Below are 16,731 nucleotides of genomic sequence, written 5' to 3'. Positions count from 1 at the left end.
ATTCGTACCGAAGGGCCCAAAAACGCATGCCACGCACACCGGCGGACCGGCGTAAGCCGGACGCCCAGCGCCAATGGGGAGCCGACCGGAGGACGGAGCCTCATCCGATCGTTCCGCCCCCGGTCTCCGAAGGCAGGATCACCCGCGGCCGGCTCGCCATCGTGGTGACCATCACGGTCTGGGCCTGTTACATCACATACACGATCATCCAGCAGTTCATCGCCGGCCACGCGTACAGCGTGCGGCTGGGGATCGAGGCGATCGTCTACATGCTCGTGGTCACCGGCCTGGCCGCCTCCGCCATCGCCTACCTGATCACGCGCATCGGCTACTTCTACCGGGGACGCGGACACCAGCGGGCGCCCCGGATCATGCTCGACGAGTTCATCGGCGGAAAGACGCCGTCCGTGACCGTTCTGGTCCCGTCATATCAGGAGGACGAGCGCACCAACCGCACCACGCTGCTGTCGGCCGCCCTCCAGGAGTACCCCGGCCTGCGGGTGACGCTGCTGATCGACGATCCGCGGCAGCCGAAGACCCGGGCCGCCCGCGACATGCTCCTCGCCGCCCGCGCCCTGCCGGGCCGGATCGAGGCCGAGCTCAAGGTTCCGTACCACCGGGTCTCGACCGCCTTCGCGAGCTTCGACGACCAGGTGCGCTACCGCGGCGGCTATCTGGTCGTCCTCGAGGACATGCGCCGGCTGGCCGACGAGTACCGGTTCGCCTCCGACTGGCTCTACGACCTCGGCGCCCGGCAGGAGATGGTCGACCACACCGACACCTTCTTCGTCGAGAACATCCTCCATCCGCTGGCCGTGGAGCTCGGCCAGATCTCGGGCGCTCTGCACAAGGGCGCCGACGAGCAGGTCACGCTGCCCCTGGCCCGGATGAACCAGCTCTACCGGCGGTTGCTCGCCATCTTCGACGCGCACGTCACCAGCTTCGAGCGCAAGAAGTACGTGTCGCTGTCGCACGAGCCGAACAAGGCGATGAACCTCAACAGCTACATCGGGCTCATGGGCGGCGCCTATCAGGAGGTCAGCACTCCGATGGGCACCGCGCTGGTGACCGCGGGCCCCAACCGGGCCGACCTGGTCGTCCCCAATCCCGACTATGTGCTGACCCTCGACGCCGACAGTGTTCTCCTTCCGGAGTACGCCCTGAGGCTCGTCCATCTGCTCGAACAGGGCGCCTACGCGCAGCACGCGGTGGCGCAGACGCCGTACAGCGCCTATCCGGGCTCGGCGACCCGCATCGAGCGCATCTCGGGCGCCACGACGGACATTCAGTACATCGTCCACCAGGGCATGACCCACTACGGGGCCACGTTCTGGGTCGGCGCCAACGCCGTGCTGCGCAAGAAGGCCCTGGACGAGATCTGCGAGGTCTCCTACGAGGGCGACTGGGAGATCAAGCGGTACATCCAGGACCGTACGGTCATCGAGGACACCGAATCGACCATCGACCTCGGCGTACAGGGCTGGTCGCTGCACAACTATCCGGAACGGCTCGCCTACAGCGCGACGCCGCCCGACTTCGGGTCGCTCTGCATCCAACGGCAGCGCTGGGCCAACGGTGGCCTGCTGATCCTGTCGCGTCTCAAGGACCAGTTCCGGGCGAAGTCGAAGCGCGAGGACAAGAACCGCTTCGGCGAGTACTTCCTGCGGGTCAACTACATGGCCTCCATCTTCTGGAGCTCCGTGTGCCTGATCGTCATGCTGGCCTACCCGTTCAACAACGAGCTGCTCAACCCGATCCTGCTGCTCGTCTCGGTGCCGTACTTCCTGATGATGGCGGCCGACCTGAAGCACCTGGGCTACAAGCGGTCGGACATGCTGCGGATCTACGGCTTCAACCTGATCCTGCTGCCGGTCAACCTGTCGGGCAGCATCGCCTCGCTGCTGCAGCTGCTCACCGGCGAGAAGAGCGCCTTCAAGCGCACACCCAAGGTGCGTGACCGTACGACGGCGGCGACCAGCTATCTCATCCTGCCGCTGGCGCTGATCGCGCTCTGCGTCTACACCGTCATGCACGACATCCAGCTCCACCAGTGGAACAACCTGGTCTTCGCCGGTCTCAACCTGATCCTGTCGCTGTACGCGATGATCGCGTTCGTGGGCCTGGGCAACACGGTCGTCGACCTCTGGACCCACCTGCGCGGCTGGCTGATCCGGCCGGTCGCGCCCAAGAAGGCCCGGCGGAAGAAGAAGGCGCCGAAGAAGACGGCCGCCGCCGTCGGCGACTGGGCCACGGTGCTGCACTACCGGCACGAGCACGGCGCCGCCGCCGGGCAGACGACCGTGCGGCTCCAGCGCAACGACGCGGGCACCTGGAAGGCCGACAAGTCCTCGTCCAGCCGCGCCCACTCGTTCGAGGAGTTCAGCTTCTTCACGGTCTTCCAGCCGGTCTACAACATGATCAACGGCCACGTCGTCGGATACGAGGCCCTCACCCGCTTCGCCGACGGCAGCAACCCGCGCGAGGGGCTCGAGGCGGCGGCCGAGCGGGGCGTGCACGTCGCACTCGACGCCGCGCTGGTCCAGGCGGCCATCACGTCCTCGGCGTCGCTGCCCAACGGCACCTGGCTCGCGATCAACGTCTCCGGAGATCTGCTGCGCCGCCCCCAGGACCTGGCCCCGCTGCTCCACCAGGCACGGCGCCCGGTGGTGCTCGAGGTGGGTGCCGAGACCCCGGCCGAGCTGGCCCAGCTCGGCGGCAACGTGCGCGTCGCCGTCGACGACCTGGGCGCCGGCTACGAGACGCTGGCCATGGTCGAGACGCTGCGGCCGGCCTTCCTCAAGCTGGGACTCGACTCGCTGGAGGGCGTCGAGAACCAGACCGCGCGGCAGGCCGCCATCCGGGCCCTGGTCGAGTTCGCCGAGCAGCACGGCTGCACGGTCATCGCCGAGGGCATCGAGACGGCCGCGCAGCGCGACGCCCTGGTGGCCTGCGGCGTGCCGTTCGGACAGGGCTTCTACCTGGGCAAGCCGGTACCGGTGGAGCGCGTCCTGACCGGCGTCGGCGGCTGGTAGCGGGCGGAACCGAACACCTAGGGGCGACGGCGCAGGGCGACGACAGCGATGTCGTCGGCCTGCTGCCCGGTGCCGCCCAGCTGGGTCAGCAGGCGGCGGCCGAAATCGTCCAGGTCGGGCTCGATCGTCGCCGCCGCCTCGGCCAGAGCGGTCAGGCCCACGTCGATGTCGGCGTCGCGGCGCTCGACCAGGCCGTCGGTGTAGAGCACCAGCGTGCCGCCCGGCGGCAGGACGAACTCCAGGTCGTCCGGGCGGGGCGCGTTGATGCCGAGCAGCGGGCCGCGCGGCTCCAGGAAATGGGGGCCACGGTCCGGCGTGTGCAGCAGCGGCGGCAGGTGACCGGCGCTGGCCAGGCGGACGCGGCCGGTGGCCGGGTCGAGGGTGAGCAGGCAGATGGTGGCCGACTCGGCCGGCAGGACCGTGCGCATGAAGCGGTTGACCAGGCCCAGCACCGCGCCCGGCGGATGGCCCTCGACCGCGTACGCCCGGACCGCGTGCCGCACCTCGGCCATGACCGTCGCCGCGTGCAGCGAGTGGCCGGCCACGTCGCCGATCGCCACCAGCAGCCGGCCGTCGAGCATGGTCAGCTCGTAGAAGTCGCCGCCGACCTCCGTCTGCGCGCCCGCCGGCTCGTAGCGCATGGCCAGTTCCAGGCCGGGCACGTCGGGCAGCCGGGACTGGAGCAGGCTGCGCTGGAGGGTCACCGCGATCCGGTGCTCCTCGTCGTACGAGCGCTGCGCCTCGACCGCCGCCGCCACGGCCTGGGAGAGCTGTCGCAGCACCGGGAAGCCGGGCGTCTGTGAACTGCTCGGCACCGCCACGAAGACCGGGGGACGATCGGCGCGCAGACGCGCGGCGGCCACCGCCACCGTGTCGCCCTCGGGCCAGTCGGTCAGGTCCCAGTCCGAGGGCTCCTCCCGGCGTACGACGGAACCGACCGCGACGTCACGCGACAAGGGTGACCAGCGGCGGACCTCCGGCGGGGAGCCGGAGACGGCCAGGCTCTCCCCATCGGCCGTCTCGGCCACCACCACGACGGGACCGCCGAAGATGTCGAGGGCGCCGTCCGCGGCCGCCGTCAGCAGGCCGGCCAGCGTCGGCGCGGAGTTGATCTCGAGGGTGGCCTCGGCCAGCCGCACCAGCCGGGTGGCCAGGGTCTCGGCGCGCCGGCGGGCCGAGTAGTAGCGCAGCACCGCGTGCACGGTGGCGATCAGCTCGTCGGGCTCGATCGGCTCCACCAGATAGGCGTCGGCGCCCCGGTTGAGGCCCTGCGTGCGATCGACGACGTCGACGGCGTGGGCCGAGACGTGGATGACCGGCAACGTGCCGTACTCGGCGTCGGTCTTGATCCGTTCACAGACGTCGAAACCGCTCATGTCGGGCAGCTTGACGTCCAGGACCACCAGGTCGACGTCCGAGCCGGGCAGCATCCGCAGCGCCTCGCCGCCCGTCTCCGCCTGCCGCACCGTGAAACCGGCGCGGGTCAGCCAGCTCACCAGCAGATATCGCTTGGTCGCGCTGTCGTCGACGACGAGGACGGTGGTGGTGGCGGAGCTCATGAGATCGGCAACCACAGCGTGAACGTGCTGCCCTCACCGGGCGTGGACGCGACGCGCAGGGCGCCGCCCAGGATGCCGGCGAGCCGGCGAGCGTACGGCAGGCCCAGGCCCGTGCCCTTGCCGCTGATCGGCTTGCTCCCGGGCACCTGGTAGAACTCCTCGAAGATGCGCTCGTGGAGCTCGGCCGGGATGCCGGTGCCGGTGTCGGACACGGTGAACTCGGCGTCGTCGCCGATCCGGCGCACGCTCAGACGTACCTCGCCGGCCTCGGTGAATTTCAGCGCGTTGGTGAGCAGGTTGCGCAACACCCGGGCCAGAAGCACTTCGTCCGTACGGATCGACGGCACCGACGGCTCGTCGACCACGAAATCGACCTCGGGCCGGGTCGCCAGCGGCCGCAAGGTGCCCCGGAGCTGCCCGAACACGGCCTTGAGGTCGACGTCGGCCATGCTCGCCTCGACCCGGCCGGCCTCGGCCTTGGCCAGGTCGAGCAGGTCGTTGACGAGCGAGAGCAGGTCGGTGGCGGAGCTGCGGATGAGATCGACCTGCCGGGTCTGCTCCTCGGTCAGCTCGTCGGAAGCGTCGTCGCCGAGCAGCCGGCCCAGCCCGATGATGGCGGTGACCGGCGCCCGCAGTTCGTGGCTGACGTTGGCCAGGAACCGGCTTTTCGCCTCGCTGGCCGCGGCCAGCTGCACCGATTTCTCGTCGAGCTCGGCGTAGAGGGCGACGACGCCGCGGTTGGTCTCCTCCAGCTCTTCGGAGAGCTGGTGATAGAGCGCCATGACGCCGCGGTTGGTCTCCTCGAGCTCGCCGTTGAGCCGGGCCAGGTCGTCACGCTGCGCCCGCACCTCGTCGAGGGCGGCGATGAGCTGCTGGTTCTGCACGTTCAGCTCGTCGAGAGGGCTGCCCGGGACGTGCTTGGCCAGCCCGGCGCGGATCTCGTCCATCCGGTCCGGGGTCAACCTCGGCGCACTCGCCGGCAACCGTCGAGCCATCCATACGACCGTACCGTTTCCGGCATCGGTGACCTCCAACTTGTCCACCAGGCGGCCGGCCTGCGCCAACTCGGGCCTCAGCCTCGAGGCGTCGCCGGGCACCTGACTCTCCACCGTCACCCGTAACGTGGGGGATACCCCGTCACGCTGGACTGTGAACGTCACATCGGCATCACGGGCGCCGTCCAGCAGCACCCGGCTCACCTCGCTCAGCGCGGTCGCGATCCGGGTCTGGTCCTGTTGCTCGAAGCCGACCTCACGGGCCACCTCCCGGCCGAGCTGGCGTACGGCGAAGATGTCCTGCGCCACCCGCAGGCGCACCTTCATCAGCGGCTCGGGTCCGTCGGTCATGGCAGCCGCGCCACGACCACGCCGGCGTCGTCCCGGCGCACACCGGCGTCACGGAGCACCGTCGCCGCGATCACCACCGGCGAGTGGGTGAGCAGGCCGGGATAGTCCGCCTGGTTCCAGCGGTCGACCACACCGTCGGAGTGCATGAGCACGGCCGAGCCGGGCTCCAGCGGATAGTCGTACTGCCGGATCTGCCGCCGCTGGTGGCCGGCGATGCCGGGCAGCGAGACCATGCCGCGCCGGGCGCCACCGGGCGCGAACACCGTGCCCGAGATGTTGCCGAGGCCGCAGTAGCGGACGACGCCGGCCTCGGCGTCGAGCTCGGCCACGGCCAGCGCGGCGCCCCGGGTGTGGTTGAGGCGGCGGTGCAGCAGCTCGACGACGCCCGAGGGCTGGTCGGCGGGCGCGTCGAGGAAGACGCGCACGGCCTCGTGGGAGGCGGCGGCCGCGAGCCCGCCGTGCCCGAGCCCGTCGGACATGAGGATCTGGCGGCGGCCGTTCGCCTCGCGCACGGCGAACGCGTCGCCGCTGACCGGCTCGCCGGTCAGCGGGCGGGTCACGCCCGCGGCCCAGGCCGGGCCGGGCTGGACGTCGGGCCACACTTGGGCGGCCAGGACGGTGCCTTTCCCGGGCACCGAGTGCAGGTCGCACCAGTCGGACTGACGCAGTATCGAGCCGAGCCCGATGCCGAGGGTGCCCGCGGTCGAGTGACCGTCGCCGAACGAACGGGCGAGATCGGCCATGCCCGGGCCGCTGTCGATCGCGACGATCTCGACTCCGGCCTGCCCGGCCGCCCGCACCGTGCGCAGCAGCAGAACACCCTCGTCGGCGTGCTTGACCAGGTTTCCGGCCACCTCGGCGGCCACTATCGAGAGGTCGGCGGTCTTGCGCTCGGGCATGCCGAGCTCGACCGCCAGGCGCTCGGCCGTCCGGCGCACGGAGGAAGCGGTCGCGGCGGCCTCCACCCGGAACCAGGCTCCCCCGTCGAGGAGTCCCTCGGGTATCGACGCCACTGCGCCTCCGCTCATCGGCACCACTTGGTCACGGTAATGCTCGTACCCGCGCCGGGCGCGGTGACGATGTCGAACTCGTCCACCAACCGGCGGGCGCCACTGAGACCGAGCCCCATGCCGGAGCCGGTGGTGTAACCGTCGGTGAAGGCCAGATCGAGGTCGGCGATGCCGGGACCCTGATCAGCGAAGACTATCCGGATGCCGGGCCGCCGGCCGTTGTCGACAGTGCTCACCTCGACGGTGCCGCCCCCACCGTAGACCAGTGTGTTGCGGGCCAGCTCGCTCGCGGCGGTGACCAGCTTGGTCTGGTCGACCAGCGAGAGCTTGACGGCCACGGCGACCGTACGGACGAGCTGCCGCACCCGTACGACGTCCTGGTCGGAGTTGACCTGGATGAGCTCGCCCTGCTGGTTCACGGTGTCGCTGCCGCGGGCGTCTCGGGCTCGCCCTCGTCCTCGGCGTCGCCCTCCTCCCAGTCCTCGGCGGCCCGCTCCCGGGCCAGCAGATCCATGCCGAGCTCGACGTTCAGCGCCGTGCGGATGCCGGGCAGTTGCAGGCCCAGCTCGACGAGCGTGATGGCCACGGCCGGGCGCATGCCGACGACCACGGTCTCGGCGTCGAGCACCCGCGAGATCGAGGCGATGGTGGCCAGGGTGCGCCCGACGAACGAGTCGACGATGTCGAGCGCGCTGATGTCGATGATCACGCCGTGGCAGCCGGTCGCGACGATCCGGTCGGCGAGGTCCTCCTGCAGTTGCAGGGCGGTCTGGTCCTCCATGTCGATCTGGATCGAGACCAGGAGGATGTCACCGATCTTGAGGACCGGAACACGTTCCACGTCAGCGCCCCAGCCGCTTGGCCTGGCCGGTCCGGCCCAGCACGTAACGCAGCGCGTCGGCCAGCGACGCCTTGGTGGCGATGTCGCCGAACTCGATGCCGAGCGCCACGATCGTTTGGGCGATCTGCGGGCGGATGCCGGAGATGATGCAGTCGGCGCCCATCAGCCGGGCCGCCACCACGGTCTTGAGCACGTGCTGGGCCACCTGGGTGTCGACCGCCGGCACACCGGTGATGTCGATGATGGCGTACGGCGAACCGGTGTCGACCAGCGTCTGCAGCAGCCGCTCCATGACGACCTGGGCCCGGGCCGAGTCGAGCGTGCCGACCAGCGGCACCGCGACGACGCCCTCCCAGAGCTTGACCACCGGCGTGGAGAGCTCGAGCAGCTGCTCGGCCTGGTCGGCGATCAGCTCCTCACGCACGCGCACGTAGCTCTCGGAGGTGAACAGGGCCGCCTCGTCGACGAAGGCGGACAGCGCCACGTAGTCGCGCAGAGCCGCCTCGCCGCCGCCGGTCTGGTCGACGACACCGAGCACGGCCTCTTTGAAGGCGAAGACGCTGACCGCCGTCTCGGTCACCGAGAAGCCCTGCCGGGCCCGGCTCGACGAGAGGTCGCTCAGCTGGGCCCGCAGCTCGGCCGCGGGCTCGTCACCGATCGTCTGGGCGCCGCCGGAGAGCGCCCGCTGGAACGCCTTGCGCAGCTCGGAATGCTGTCTCTGGAGCTCGGCCTGGCTCAACCGGCCCCGCAGGGTGGTCGCCACCTTCTGCGTCCAGGCCGCCACGAGGGCGTCGCTGTTGTCCTCCAGCAGACCGGCGAACCGAGCCGCCTCTTCCGCAGTCAGCGTCACCGCTGCCTCCCGACTCTGTTCTGTCAGTCCCACGTGCCGTCCGGCGTGCAACGCGCGGACTTTACCACCGGAAGCTCTAATACTTGCTGTCAGCCAAATAACGCGGTGGCGCGCCCCGGTTCTGCGGATCCCCCTGGGGTTGGAGTACCGTTCTGCTCATAATCTGGAGGTCCTGAATGTCTCTGACGGTACAAACGGAACAGCGCGCCGACATGGTCGTCGTGTCGGTCGCGGGTGAGCTGGACATGGCCACCGCGCCCCAGCTTCAGGACCAGATCAGCGACCTTCTGGAGAAGGGCCGCACCCGTCTGGTCTTCGACCTGGCCCAGGTCTCGTTCTGCGATTCCACCGGGCTCTCGGTCTTCGTCCGGGCCAAGAACAGCACCGACGACGCCGGCGGCACGGTCCGCCTGGCCGCTCCGCAGCGTGGCGTGCTGCGCATCCTCGAGGTCAGTGGCCTGGTGGAGGTGCTGCGCACCTATCCGACGGTCGACGAGGCCGTGACGGCGCAGGAGCCCGCGCTCGACTGACTTTCCCTGGTTGGCCCGGTCGGCGTAGTTTGTCGCCGACCGGCCGTGGGCACCTGCTGCCGGACGAAGACCCCTTCCGGTGACCGCAGGAGTGCTCGTGGGCAAGATGTTCCAAGGCTTCAAAGACTTCATCATGCGCGGCAACGTCGTCGATCTCGCGGTCGGCGTGGTGATCGGCACAGCCTTCACCGCCGTCGTCACCAGCTTCACCAAGTCCTTCCTCGAACCGCTGATCAAGCTTCTTTCGGGCGGCTCGGGCGAGCTGAAGGGCGTCTGGTCGCCGGTCAAAGGCGTCGACTTCACGTACGCGGCCTTCATCAACGTGGTCATCACGTTCCTGCTGACCGCCGCGGTGCTCTACTTCCTGGTCGTCTTCCCCCTCAACAAGCTGGCCGAGCGCCGCAAGCGCGGCGAGGAGCCGCCGCCGAAGGCGCCCAGCGAGGAGGTCAAGCTGCTCACCGAGATCCGCGACGCGCTGCTGCGCGGCCAGGGTCACCAGGTGCAGAACAGCGCCCTCGACGACGTCCTGGGCCGGCACCGGGAGCCCCCAGTTTCATAAAAGATCAACCCACCCGGTAGCGTTCGAACAAATGTTCGATACGCTGCCGGGATGGAGCAGCGTAAGCACTGGTGGAACGGTAAGTGGGGCCGGGTCGCCCGCAAGGACGTCTACCTGCGGGTGAGCGGCGACCAGTGGTATGTCGAGCAGCGCGCGGGCGGTGCCGACGGCGTCTCACACTTCTTCGAGTACGACTCGGAGGACGCCGCCCTCGACACCGTACGCGCCCTGTTGGCCGGCCCCGACGAGTGGCGCGAGCTGTCCATACGCCCCCGCCTCTAGCGTTTCGACGCCGTCCGTCGCCCTTCTTCCCGGGCGGTCATGCCGCCCGCTCCTCTCCGGCCGGCCATGCCGCCCACACTCCCTCTCGCGGCGTCACGCCGCTCTTCCCCCCGCGCGGCCACGCCGCTCTTCCCGGCGCAGTCACGGCGCTCGGCGCTCTCCCCCCGCGCAGTCACGGCCGCTCGGCGCTCTTCCCCCGCGCGGCCACGCCGCCTGGCGCTCTTCCCCCGCGCGGCCACGCAGCCCGCCCAACCCTGCGGCCACGCAGCCCGCTCTACCCCGCGGTCATGCCGCGCGGCGTTCTTCCTCCCGCGCGGTCATCGGGCCGCGCGGCACCAGTCGCAATCCGGGCCGCGCCGCGGGCTCGATCTCGTTCTCCTCGTCGGCGAAGCTCGCGGTCCAGCCCGAACCCGCGCCGGCCCGCGCGCCGGGCGGCGTGCTCGCGAAACCGCCCGGAATGCGGGAGAGCGTGACGATCAGCAAATAGCCGAGGATCACGAAGCCGTGGCTGACCAGCCGCGTGGCGTCGACCCGGCCGCCGGACAGGTCGTTCACCGAGAGCAGCACCAGCATCCCCACGAACGCGGTGAGCATCGGCACGAGCCCCGACGGCCGCACCCGGCGCAACGCGATGAACAGATATCCCGCACCGACCGCGACGTTCCACGCGGCCGACTCGTGCCACAGGTGACCGGGGTCGGCGGCCGCGGCGGTGTGCTGGTGGCCCCCGACGACCACTCCGCCGCCGATCTGGTCGAGACCCAGGATGAGCTGCACGGCCCCCACGGCCGCGAGCGCCACGAAGAGCGCCGCGGCGATGGGGATCCGCTTCACGAAGAAGGCCCGTTTCCGTGGCGACGGGGCTGGAAGCGCGGCCAGGATCGCCTCGCTGAGGTCGGGCACCACAGCCATCCGAGTGCTCGTCAGACGGTTGACCGCCGCCGCGCTGTTCAGCCAATCCCGGCATTCGGCACATTCGGCCAGGTGCTTGTCGACCAGCGGCCGGTCGGCCGGGTCGTCCTCGCCGTCCAGCTGCGCCGAAAGCATCTCGCGCCACCGCTCACAAGCCATGAATCCATAGTCGCGCGGGAGGGCCCCGAAGTTCCCGGGGCCCCCACGCTCAGAACTTGCCCTTGGCGACATCCGCCAAGGTCACGCGGGTGACCGTGTAGTTCACGGTGGTGCCCGTGTTGGCGTACTTGATCGGCAGTCCGGTGACGGCGTCGACGGTCAGCGTCTCCGGGTCGGGGTTGACCGGCTTGTTGGCGGTCAGGACGAGCACGGCCTTGCCACCGACGGTGCTCTTGGTGACCTTGACCTCGGGCATCTGGCCGAGCAGCCGCAGCACGCCGGCGCGGACGGCCGGGCTGCCGGCGCCGGACTGGAGCGCGTCCATCGAGCTGTTCCAGACCCGGTTGTCGGTGACGTTGATCTGGGCCAGCTCCTTGACCGCGGCGGGCACGTTCTTGTTGGTGGGCGCCGGCGGGACGAAACCGGGCGGCAGGAGCTTCTGCTCGGCGCGGGCGTTCTTCGGGACGTACGCCATGGCCATCCGCTCGCGGGCTTTGTCCAGGTCGCCGGTGGCGGCGTACTTGGCGGCCGCGACCACCTCCCGCTGGCCGGCCTTGTCGTCGCGGGACTGGATGTGGTGGCCCTTGACCTGGGCCGGCATGCCGCCGCGGGTCTTGGCGAAGTAGAGGTCGCCGTTGTCGCCGAACAGGTCCCAGACGTCGACCGTTTCACCATTTGCGAGGTGCTGGTCGCGGAGCACGAGCGTCGCGTCGCCCTGGGGCTGCTCGGCCTTGCTGAGATAGCTGACCAGCTGAACCAGCGGCGCCTCTTCCTTGACGGGGGCGGCCGCGGCGGTCGTCGAGGGTTTCGGAGCGGCAGCCACTGGAGCCGGCACCTGCGCCCGGCCACTGCTGGTGGCCACAGCGACGGCGGCGATCGCGGCAGCGGCGAAGCCCACTCCCGCGGTGGCCCGCCACACGATAGTGCGGCGCGGCTTGGCCTCGTGCTGGCCGATCTCGGTGATGCGCGACATGGTGTCTCCCTGGTCGAAATCCCTTACGACCAGCAAGACACCGCTCCCCTGGCGGGGGTTGTCAGCCTTTTAGAACCTTTCTCGGCAACCATTTCGACCGCCACGGCTATTCGAGGACGCCGGAAACGGCCGCCGGCTCCGGTAGAGGACAGCGGAACCCAGCGGACGCGCGAATCGGGCGCGGAACTCAGATCAAGCTCGGCGGCCCCTGAACCGTCGGGCGCGGCGGCACGGCGCCACTGCCACCCATCAACCGGCGACGCTCGCGGAAGGCCCGGAGATTAGCCGTGTTTCCGCAGGTGCTGACGTCATGCCAGACACCGCTGTTGTTCCGCGACGTATCGAAGAAAGCGGCCCGGCACTCCGAGTTGTTGCACAGTTTGAGCCGCGGCCAGAGCCCCGCCTGCTGAGCCAGCAGCGCCTCGGCCCACAGCGCCGACGCCAGCCACCGCACGCCGCGCCCGGTGGGCACGATGCGTACCCAGCCGTCGGCGTCGGGGACCAGGCTGACCGGCACGTCCGCCGGCGGAAGCGCTCCCGACGGCTCGCGTGTGCCACCGGCGAGGATCACGTTTTCAAAGGTGGAACGGAGCCGGCGCAGCGACCGCAGATCGGACGACGAGATCAGCAGCGTCGGCGCCGGCAGCCCGGACACCCGTGACCAGGTGGCGAGCGCCTCGGTCAGCCAGCGCTGCGCGTCGTCGGCGTCGAGCAGGAGATCGACGCCGTACGCCATGGGTGCGCGCGTGTTCAGCAACTCCTGAAGGAGGGCCAACCCGGCGGGGGCCTCACGTACGCCGTGCCGGGCACTGGCCATCCATGACATAGCCGAAGGGTACTTGATTCTTTTTCGCAGCAATGCCTGTGAAACCTTAGGTCCCCCTTAGAGATCAGTTTTTCATCGCCGCGGGGCGCTCCTCTTGTACCGGTTAGACACACTGCGGGGTGATCGCGTGATGCCACCTTGGACAATCACGGCAGCACACCCTTTCGGGGAACGCGATTCCGATAAGTCCCGAAAATGCGGGAAGCGTGCTATGGGCGTACGGAAACAAAGGTCTTAGCCGTCGATCCTCGTGATGTTGCGGATCTTGTTGGAGGCGTCGAGAGCGGCCACCTTGTACGCCTCGGAGAGCGTCGGATAGTTGAAGACCGTATCGACCAGGTAGTCGACCGAGCCGCCGCAGCCCATCACGGCCTGCCCGATATGCACGATCTCCGTGGCGCCCGTGCCGAACACGTGCACGCCGAGCAGCTTGCCGTCCTCGGGTGCGACCAGCAGTTTCAGCATGCCGTAGGAGTCGCCGACGATCTGGCCGCGGGCCAGTTCGCGATAGCGCGCGATGCCCACTTCAAATGGTGTAGAGCTCTCGGTGAGCTGGTCCTCGGTCGCGCCCACGAAGCTGATCTCGGGGATCGTGTAGATGCCGATCGGCTGGAGCTGGTGCATGTCGCGGGTGGGCTCGCCGCAGGCGTGATGCGCGGCCAGGCGGCCCTGCTCCATCGAGGTCGAGGCGAGCGCGGGGAAGCCGATCACGTCGCCGACCGCGTAGATGTTGTCCACGGCCGTCCGGAAGTTGCCGTCGACCTCGATCCGCCCGCGCCGGTCGGCGCTGAGCCCGGCCGCCTCGAGCGCCAGGTCGTCGGTCTGCCCCTGACGGCCGGCCGAGTACATGACCGTGTCGGCGGCGATCTTCTTGCCGCTCTTGAGGATGCAGAGCGCGGCGGTCTGGTGGCGCTCGACCGCGGCCACCTCCTCGCCGAAACGGAACGTCACGCTGAGGTCCCGCAGGTGGTACTTGAGCGACTCGACGATCTCGTCGTCGCAGAAGTCGAGCATCTTCTCGCGGCGCTCGACCACCGTGACCTTCGTGCCGAGCGCGGCGAACATCGACGCGTACTCCATGCCGATGACACCCGCGCCGACCACGACCATGCTGCGCGGCACCGCCTGGAGGTTGATCACGCCGTCCGAGTCGACGATCGTCCGGTCGTCGAAGTCGACGCTGTCCGGCCGCGCGGGCCTCGTACCCGCCGCAATAATGATCTTGTCGGCGCTGACCTTGCTCTCCCGGCCGCTGCCACCGTCGACCCAGATCGAGTGCGCGTCGGCGAAACGGCCCACGCCCGTGATCATCGTGACGTGGTTGCGGGCGAGCTGATTGCGGATGACGTCGGTCTGCCGGCTGATCACATGCTGGGTGCGTGCGGCGAGATCACTCACGGTGATCTCGTCCTTGACGCGGTAGCTGCTGCCGTACAGATCGCGCTGACTGAGGCCGGTCAGATAGAGAACAGCCTCGCGCAGGGTCTTCGACGGCACGGTGCCGGTGTTGATGCAGACCCCGCCGATCATGTCCCGGCGGTCGACGACGCCGACGCGGCGTCCCAGCTTGGAGGCCGCGATGGCGGCCTTCTGACCGCTGGGCCCGGAGCCCAGCACCAACAGGTCGTAGTCGTACACGACACTTAGCGTCGCAGTACCGGAGGGCCCGGTCTATGCCGTCACAAGATTTTCCCTATTGTTTCCCGGAACCGGAGCGTAGGCGGGCGGCCAAGCCGTGCCGTAGAGCTCGGCACAGATGACGACGCTCATCCACGGCACCCAGGGCCCGCTGAGCACCAGCGGCTCCTCGCGCCCGATGATCTCCAGCGCCACCGACCACTGGGCGTCGCCGGGCCGGAGCCGGGTGATCGCCCAGAGCGGGATCTCGCTCTCGCCGAGGATCAGGCGAAGGTTGGTGATGACAGCGACTTCCTTCTTCGAGCCGTCGACCTTGACCGGCAGCCAGCCGTACTGCTTCTCGGCGGCGCGCAGCGTGATGGTCGGGCTCACCGCCGCGGGCCGGCCTCCCCGCCCGACGAGGGCGGTCAGCATCGTCATGGAGCGGAACCCCGCGGTCAGTTGCTCGGCGTCGTACTCGGTCACGCTACCGATACTGTCCGACGGGGTACGCCCTGACCAGCGGCCGTTCGCGGGCAATCCCGCGCCCGAGCAGGCTAATCCTTCCGTGTCTGAACGTTCTGGTCGACCAGATCGCCGACCCCGTTCACCCAGGCCTGGCCGACCGGATCGCCCAGTTGTGCACGCAGCCAGTAGGCCGTCCAGCGGGCGATCGTCGTAGTGCCGGTCGCCTGGGCCAGCGTCTGCGGCGAGGCGTCCGGAACGGCGCCGGCCGGGTTCTGGGCGTTGGTGATGCCGTAGTGATTCGCCCCGGTCACGCTGACGTACAGCCGAGGTCTTCCCAGCATCGCCTCGTAGGTGGCGAGGCCCTTGGCCGGCAGCCCGATGCCGTCCGCGCTGCCCTGGATCAGCGCCACCGGCACGATGTTGGCGACCGGAATGTTGTAGTTGGCGCCATAGAAGGCGGCCGCCTTAAGCTCCGCCGGCGCCGCCACCGGCACATCGGTGAAGGGTGGGGTGGACAGCCCCGTCGAAATGCCCAGTCCCGCCGCTCCACCGAACGAGTGCCCGGTCAGCAGCAGCGTGCCGGTGTCGATGCGCCCCTTCACCGGCGATCCGGTCCGGGCGTTCTCGGCCGCGGCCCAGCTCACGGTCCAGTTCGCCTGAAGAGCATCCGGGTAAAGGCCGGTCACGGGGCCCAAGCTGCGTGCGTGGTTCGGCACAGCGACAACGAAGCCGTACGACGCCAGCGCGCTCGCGAAGTTTGAATAGGCCGATTTGTCGACGTTGGCACCCTGGAGGAGCAGGACCACCGGCGCCCGGTCCTTGCGCACCGGGTAGTACACGTCGGTCTGATCACCGTTGATCGTCGTGCTGTAGGAGCTGACCGCCGGAGCCGCCTCGGCCGCCGCCGGGGCAATGGCGACCCCGGCGACCAGCGTGGCAGCGATCAGAGCGGCGCGGCGTAGGACCATGTTGTTTCCCTTCGTGGAACGCCGTTTCCACTAGAGACTCACCTACGCAGCGGCTCCCGTCAATGCGTCATGGCGTTCTCGATCAGCTCGACCGTCGCCCGCGGATCGTCCACCTGCACGATGAGCCGCGCATAGTGCTCATCGGCGAGCTCGATGACCACGGCCTTCGCCGGATCGCGCACATCCCAGAAAATCCGCTCCCCCTCGCGGCGGAAAGAGCCGGCAACCACAACCCCCGGCATGTACGTCCCCGCGTTGCGCACACCCTTCGGCTCGTTCACGATGCCCGGGTCATTCGTCGCCCCGCGCACGTTGGCCAGCGGAATGGTGAGGCTGCTCTTCAGCGCCCACAGCTTGTCCATGCCCTGGACCCGCACCACCAGCGAGCCACCCTCGATCTCAACGACCGCCATGTTTCCCCTCCGCCAGCTCCCGAATTCGCAGCCCCAACGCGATCGTCGTGGCCTCTTCCCCGTCGCCCTGGTCGAGCAGCCGGATCCCTCTCGTCACCTCGGCCGCGACCTCACTGTCGACGGGCGCCCGCTCGGCCGCCGCCAACAGCAGAAACCGCAGGTCACCCCGTTCAGCGAGCTCCCGATCGACGTAGTGCCGCAGCGCCGCGAGATAAAGACCCCGCTTGCTGCCGAACGTCTTGTAGAGGCTTCCCCGGTGCACCCCGGTCTGCCCCACGAGGTCGTCCACCGAGGTCCCGTCATAGCTGCGCCCGGCGAACAACGCCGCCGCGGCCACCACGGCCGCCTCTTCGTCAAACCCTCTAGGCCGTCCCACACGACAACGC

Annotated in this window: 18 protein-coding genes; 4 read left to right on the top strand and 14 right to left on the bottom strand. The window is 69.4% G+C overall.

Features of this window, described 5'->3' with window-relative positions:
- The first annotated feature begins 26 nt into the window (after window positions 1-26).
- Window positions 27-3,032 carry a glycosyltransferase family 2 protein gene (locus tag ACQP2X_RS01030; protein WP_498693720.1) on the top strand — a complete coding sequence of 1,002 codons (3,006 nt, stop codon included), beginning with the start codon at window positions 27-29 and terminating at the stop codon, window positions 3,030-3,032.
- Window positions 3,033-3,049: 17 nt separating this feature from the next.
- On the opposite strand, the gene ACQP2X_RS01025 is transcribed toward ACQP2X_RS01030, so the two are convergent.
- From ACQP2X_RS01025 to ACQP2X_RS01000, 6 genes are read right to left on the bottom strand one after another with little or no spacing between them, the layout of a single operon-like run.
- The gene (locus ACQP2X_RS01025) at window positions 3,050-4,591 is read right to left on the bottom strand and encodes a SpoIIE family protein phosphatase (RefSeq protein WP_498700760.1); all 1,542 of its coding nucleotides are present in this window, start codon (window positions 4,589-4,591) and stop codon (window positions 3,050-3,052) included.
- Window positions 4,588-5,937 carry a sensor histidine kinase gene (locus ACQP2X_RS01020; protein WP_498693718.1) on the bottom strand — a complete coding sequence of 450 codons (1,350 nt, stop codon included), beginning with the start codon at window positions 5,935-5,937 and terminating at the stop codon, window positions 4,588-4,590. The genes ACQP2X_RS01025 and ACQP2X_RS01020 overlap by 4 nt, the downstream gene beginning before the upstream one ends.
- Window positions 5,934-6,965 carry an ATP-binding SpoIIE family protein phosphatase gene (locus ACQP2X_RS01015; RefSeq protein ID WP_498693716.1) on the bottom strand — a complete coding sequence of 344 codons (1,032 nt, stop codon included), beginning with the start codon at window positions 6,963-6,965 and terminating at the stop codon, window positions 5,934-5,936. Before ACQP2X_RS01015 ends, ACQP2X_RS01020 begins: the two co-directional genes overlap by 4 nt.
- Window positions 6,962-7,366 (bottom strand): anti-sigma regulatory factor, encoded by a 405-nt coding sequence (locus ACQP2X_RS01010; RefSeq protein ID WP_498693715.1) that lies wholly within the window; start codon window positions 7,364-7,366, stop codon window positions 6,962-6,964. Before ACQP2X_RS01010 ends, ACQP2X_RS01015 begins: the two co-directional genes overlap by 4 nt.
- Window positions 7,363-7,788, bottom strand: coding sequence for an STAS domain-containing protein (locus ACQP2X_RS01005; protein ID WP_498693713.1), 426 nt, complete (start codon window positions 7,786-7,788; stop codon window positions 7,363-7,365). The genes ACQP2X_RS01010 and ACQP2X_RS01005 overlap by 4 nt, the downstream gene beginning before the upstream one ends.
- Before the next feature lies 1 nt (window position 7,789).
- Complete coding sequence (locus ACQP2X_RS01000; protein ID WP_498693712.1) at window positions 7,790-8,638, bottom strand: STAS domain-containing protein; 849 nt, start codon at window positions 8,636-8,638, stop codon at window positions 7,790-7,792.
- Window positions 8,639-8,814: 176 nt separating this feature from the next.
- Here ACQP2X_RS01000 and ACQP2X_RS00995 point away from each other — a divergent pair, with 176 nt between their 5' ends.
- The 3 genes from ACQP2X_RS00995 (at window position 8,815) to ACQP2X_RS00985 (ending at window position 10,009) form a co-directional block, all read left to right on the top strand.
- Window positions 8,815-9,168, top strand: a complete 354-nt coding sequence (locus tag ACQP2X_RS00995) for an STAS domain-containing protein (RefSeq protein WP_097327808.1) — start codon at window positions 8,815-8,817, stop codon at window positions 9,166-9,168.
- Between the two features lie 106 nt (window positions 9,169-9,274).
- Window positions 9,275-9,727, top strand: a complete 453-nt coding sequence (gene mscL / locus ACQP2X_RS00990) for a large conductance mechanosensitive channel protein MscL (protein ID WP_498700758.1) — start codon at window positions 9,275-9,277, stop codon at window positions 9,725-9,727.
- Between the two features lie 51 nt (window positions 9,728-9,778).
- The gene (locus ACQP2X_RS00985; protein ID WP_498656325.1) at window positions 9,779-10,009 is read left to right on the top strand and encodes a hypothetical protein; all 231 of its coding nucleotides are present in this window, start codon (window positions 9,779-9,781) and stop codon (window positions 10,007-10,009) included.
- 285 nt (window positions 10,010-10,294) lie between these two features.
- Here ACQP2X_RS00985 and ACQP2X_RS00980 read toward each other — a convergent pair whose 3' ends face one another.
- From ACQP2X_RS00980 to ACQP2X_RS00945, 8 genes are all read right to left on the bottom strand, one after another.
- The gene (locus ACQP2X_RS00980) at window positions 10,295-11,056 is read right to left on the bottom strand and encodes a zf-HC2 domain-containing protein (protein ID WP_498693710.1); all 762 of its coding nucleotides are present in this window, start codon (window positions 11,054-11,056) and stop codon (window positions 10,295-10,297) included.
- 73 nt (window positions 11,057-11,129) lie between these two features.
- Window positions 11,130-12,053, bottom strand: a complete 924-nt coding sequence (locus ACQP2X_RS00975) for a hypothetical protein (protein ID WP_498693709.1) — start codon at window positions 12,051-12,053, stop codon at window positions 11,130-11,132.
- Between the two features lie 187 nt (window positions 12,054-12,240).
- Window positions 12,241-12,879 carry a CGNR zinc finger domain-containing protein gene (locus ACQP2X_RS00970; protein ID WP_498693708.1) on the bottom strand — a complete coding sequence of 213 codons (639 nt, stop codon included), beginning with the start codon at window positions 12,877-12,879 and terminating at the stop codon, window positions 12,241-12,243.
- Window positions 12,880-13,113: 234 nt separating this feature from the next.
- Window positions 13,114-14,517 carry a Si-specific NAD(P)(+) transhydrogenase gene (gene sthA, locus ACQP2X_RS00965; protein WP_498693707.1) on the bottom strand — a complete coding sequence of 468 codons (1,404 nt, stop codon included), beginning with the start codon at window positions 14,515-14,517 and terminating at the stop codon, window positions 13,114-13,116.
- Window positions 14,518-14,550: 33 nt separating this feature from the next.
- A complete protein-coding gene (locus ACQP2X_RS00960; RefSeq protein WP_498693706.1) occupies window positions 14,551-14,982 on the bottom strand; it encodes a hypothetical protein in 432 nt (143 codons plus the stop codon).
- A gap of 71 nt (window positions 14,983-15,053) precedes the next feature.
- A complete protein-coding gene (locus ACQP2X_RS00955; RefSeq protein WP_498693705.1) occupies window positions 15,054-15,932 on the bottom strand; it encodes a poly(ethylene terephthalate) hydrolase family protein in 879 nt (292 codons plus the stop codon).
- Between the two features lie 59 nt (window positions 15,933-15,991).
- Window positions 15,992-16,345: a hypothetical protein gene (locus tag ACQP2X_RS00950; RefSeq protein WP_498693703.1), complete on the bottom strand. Its 354-nt coding sequence runs from the start codon at window positions 16,343-16,345 to the stop codon at window positions 15,992-15,994.
- Window positions 16,332-16,721 (bottom strand): TetR/AcrR family transcriptional regulator, encoded by a 390-nt coding sequence (locus ACQP2X_RS00945; protein WP_498693702.1) that lies wholly within the window; start codon window positions 16,719-16,721, stop codon window positions 16,332-16,334. Before ACQP2X_RS00945 ends, ACQP2X_RS00950 begins: the two co-directional genes overlap by 14 nt.
- Window positions 16,722-16,731 lie beyond the last annotated feature (10 nt).

The organism is Actinoplanes sp. CA-131856 (assembly GCF_050956135.1).
GTDB lineage: Bacteria > Actinomycetota > Actinomycetes > Mycobacteriales > Micromonosporaceae > Actinoplanes.
Note: the sequence above shows the minus strand (reverse complement) of the source record. Positions and strands in the feature narration are given on the sequence as shown.

Coding starts and splice junctions, on each gene's coding strand:
- ACQP2X_RS01030 (WP_498693720.1), top strand. CDS start 27: ATGCCACGCACACCGGCGGACCGGCGTAAGCCGGACGCCCAGCGCCAA.
- ACQP2X_RS01025 (WP_498700760.1), bottom strand. CDS start 4,591: ATGAGCTCCGCCACCACCACCGTCCTCGTCGTCGACGACAGCGCGACC.
- ACQP2X_RS01020 (WP_498693718.1), bottom strand. CDS start 5,937: ATGACCGACGGACCCGAGCCGCTGATGAAGGTGCGCCTGCGGGTGGCG.
- ACQP2X_RS01015 (WP_498693716.1), bottom strand. CDS start 6,965: ATGAGCGGAGGCGCAGTGGCGTCGATACCCGAGGGACTCCTCGACGGG.
- ACQP2X_RS00995 (WP_097327808.1), top strand. CDS start 8,815: ATGTCTCTGACGGTACAAACGGAACAGCGCGCCGACATGGTCGTCGTG.
- mscL (WP_498700758.1), top strand. CDS start 9,275: ATGTTCCAAGGCTTCAAAGACTTCATCATGCGCGGCAACGTCGTCGAT.
- ACQP2X_RS00985 (WP_498656325.1), top strand. CDS start 9,779: ATGGAGCAGCGTAAGCACTGGTGGAACGGTAAGTGGGGCCGGGTCGCC.
- ACQP2X_RS00980 (WP_498693710.1), bottom strand. CDS start 11,056: ATGCTTTCGGCGCAGCTGGACGGCGAGGACGACCCGGCCGACCGGCCG.
- ACQP2X_RS00975 (WP_498693709.1), bottom strand. CDS start 12,053: ATGTCGCGCATCACCGAGATCGGCCAGCACGAGGCCAAGCCGCGCCGC.
- ACQP2X_RS00970 (WP_498693708.1), bottom strand. CDS start 12,879: ATGTCATGGATGGCCAGTGCCCGGCACGGCGTACGTGAGGCCCCCGCC.
- ACQP2X_RS00955 (WP_498693705.1), bottom strand. CDS start 15,932: ATGGTCCTACGCCGCGCCGCTCTGATCGCTGCCACGCTGGTCGCCGGG.
- ACQP2X_RS00950 (WP_498693703.1), bottom strand. CDS start 16,345: ATGGCGGTCGTTGAGATCGAGGGTGGCTCGCTGGTGGTGCGGGTCCAG.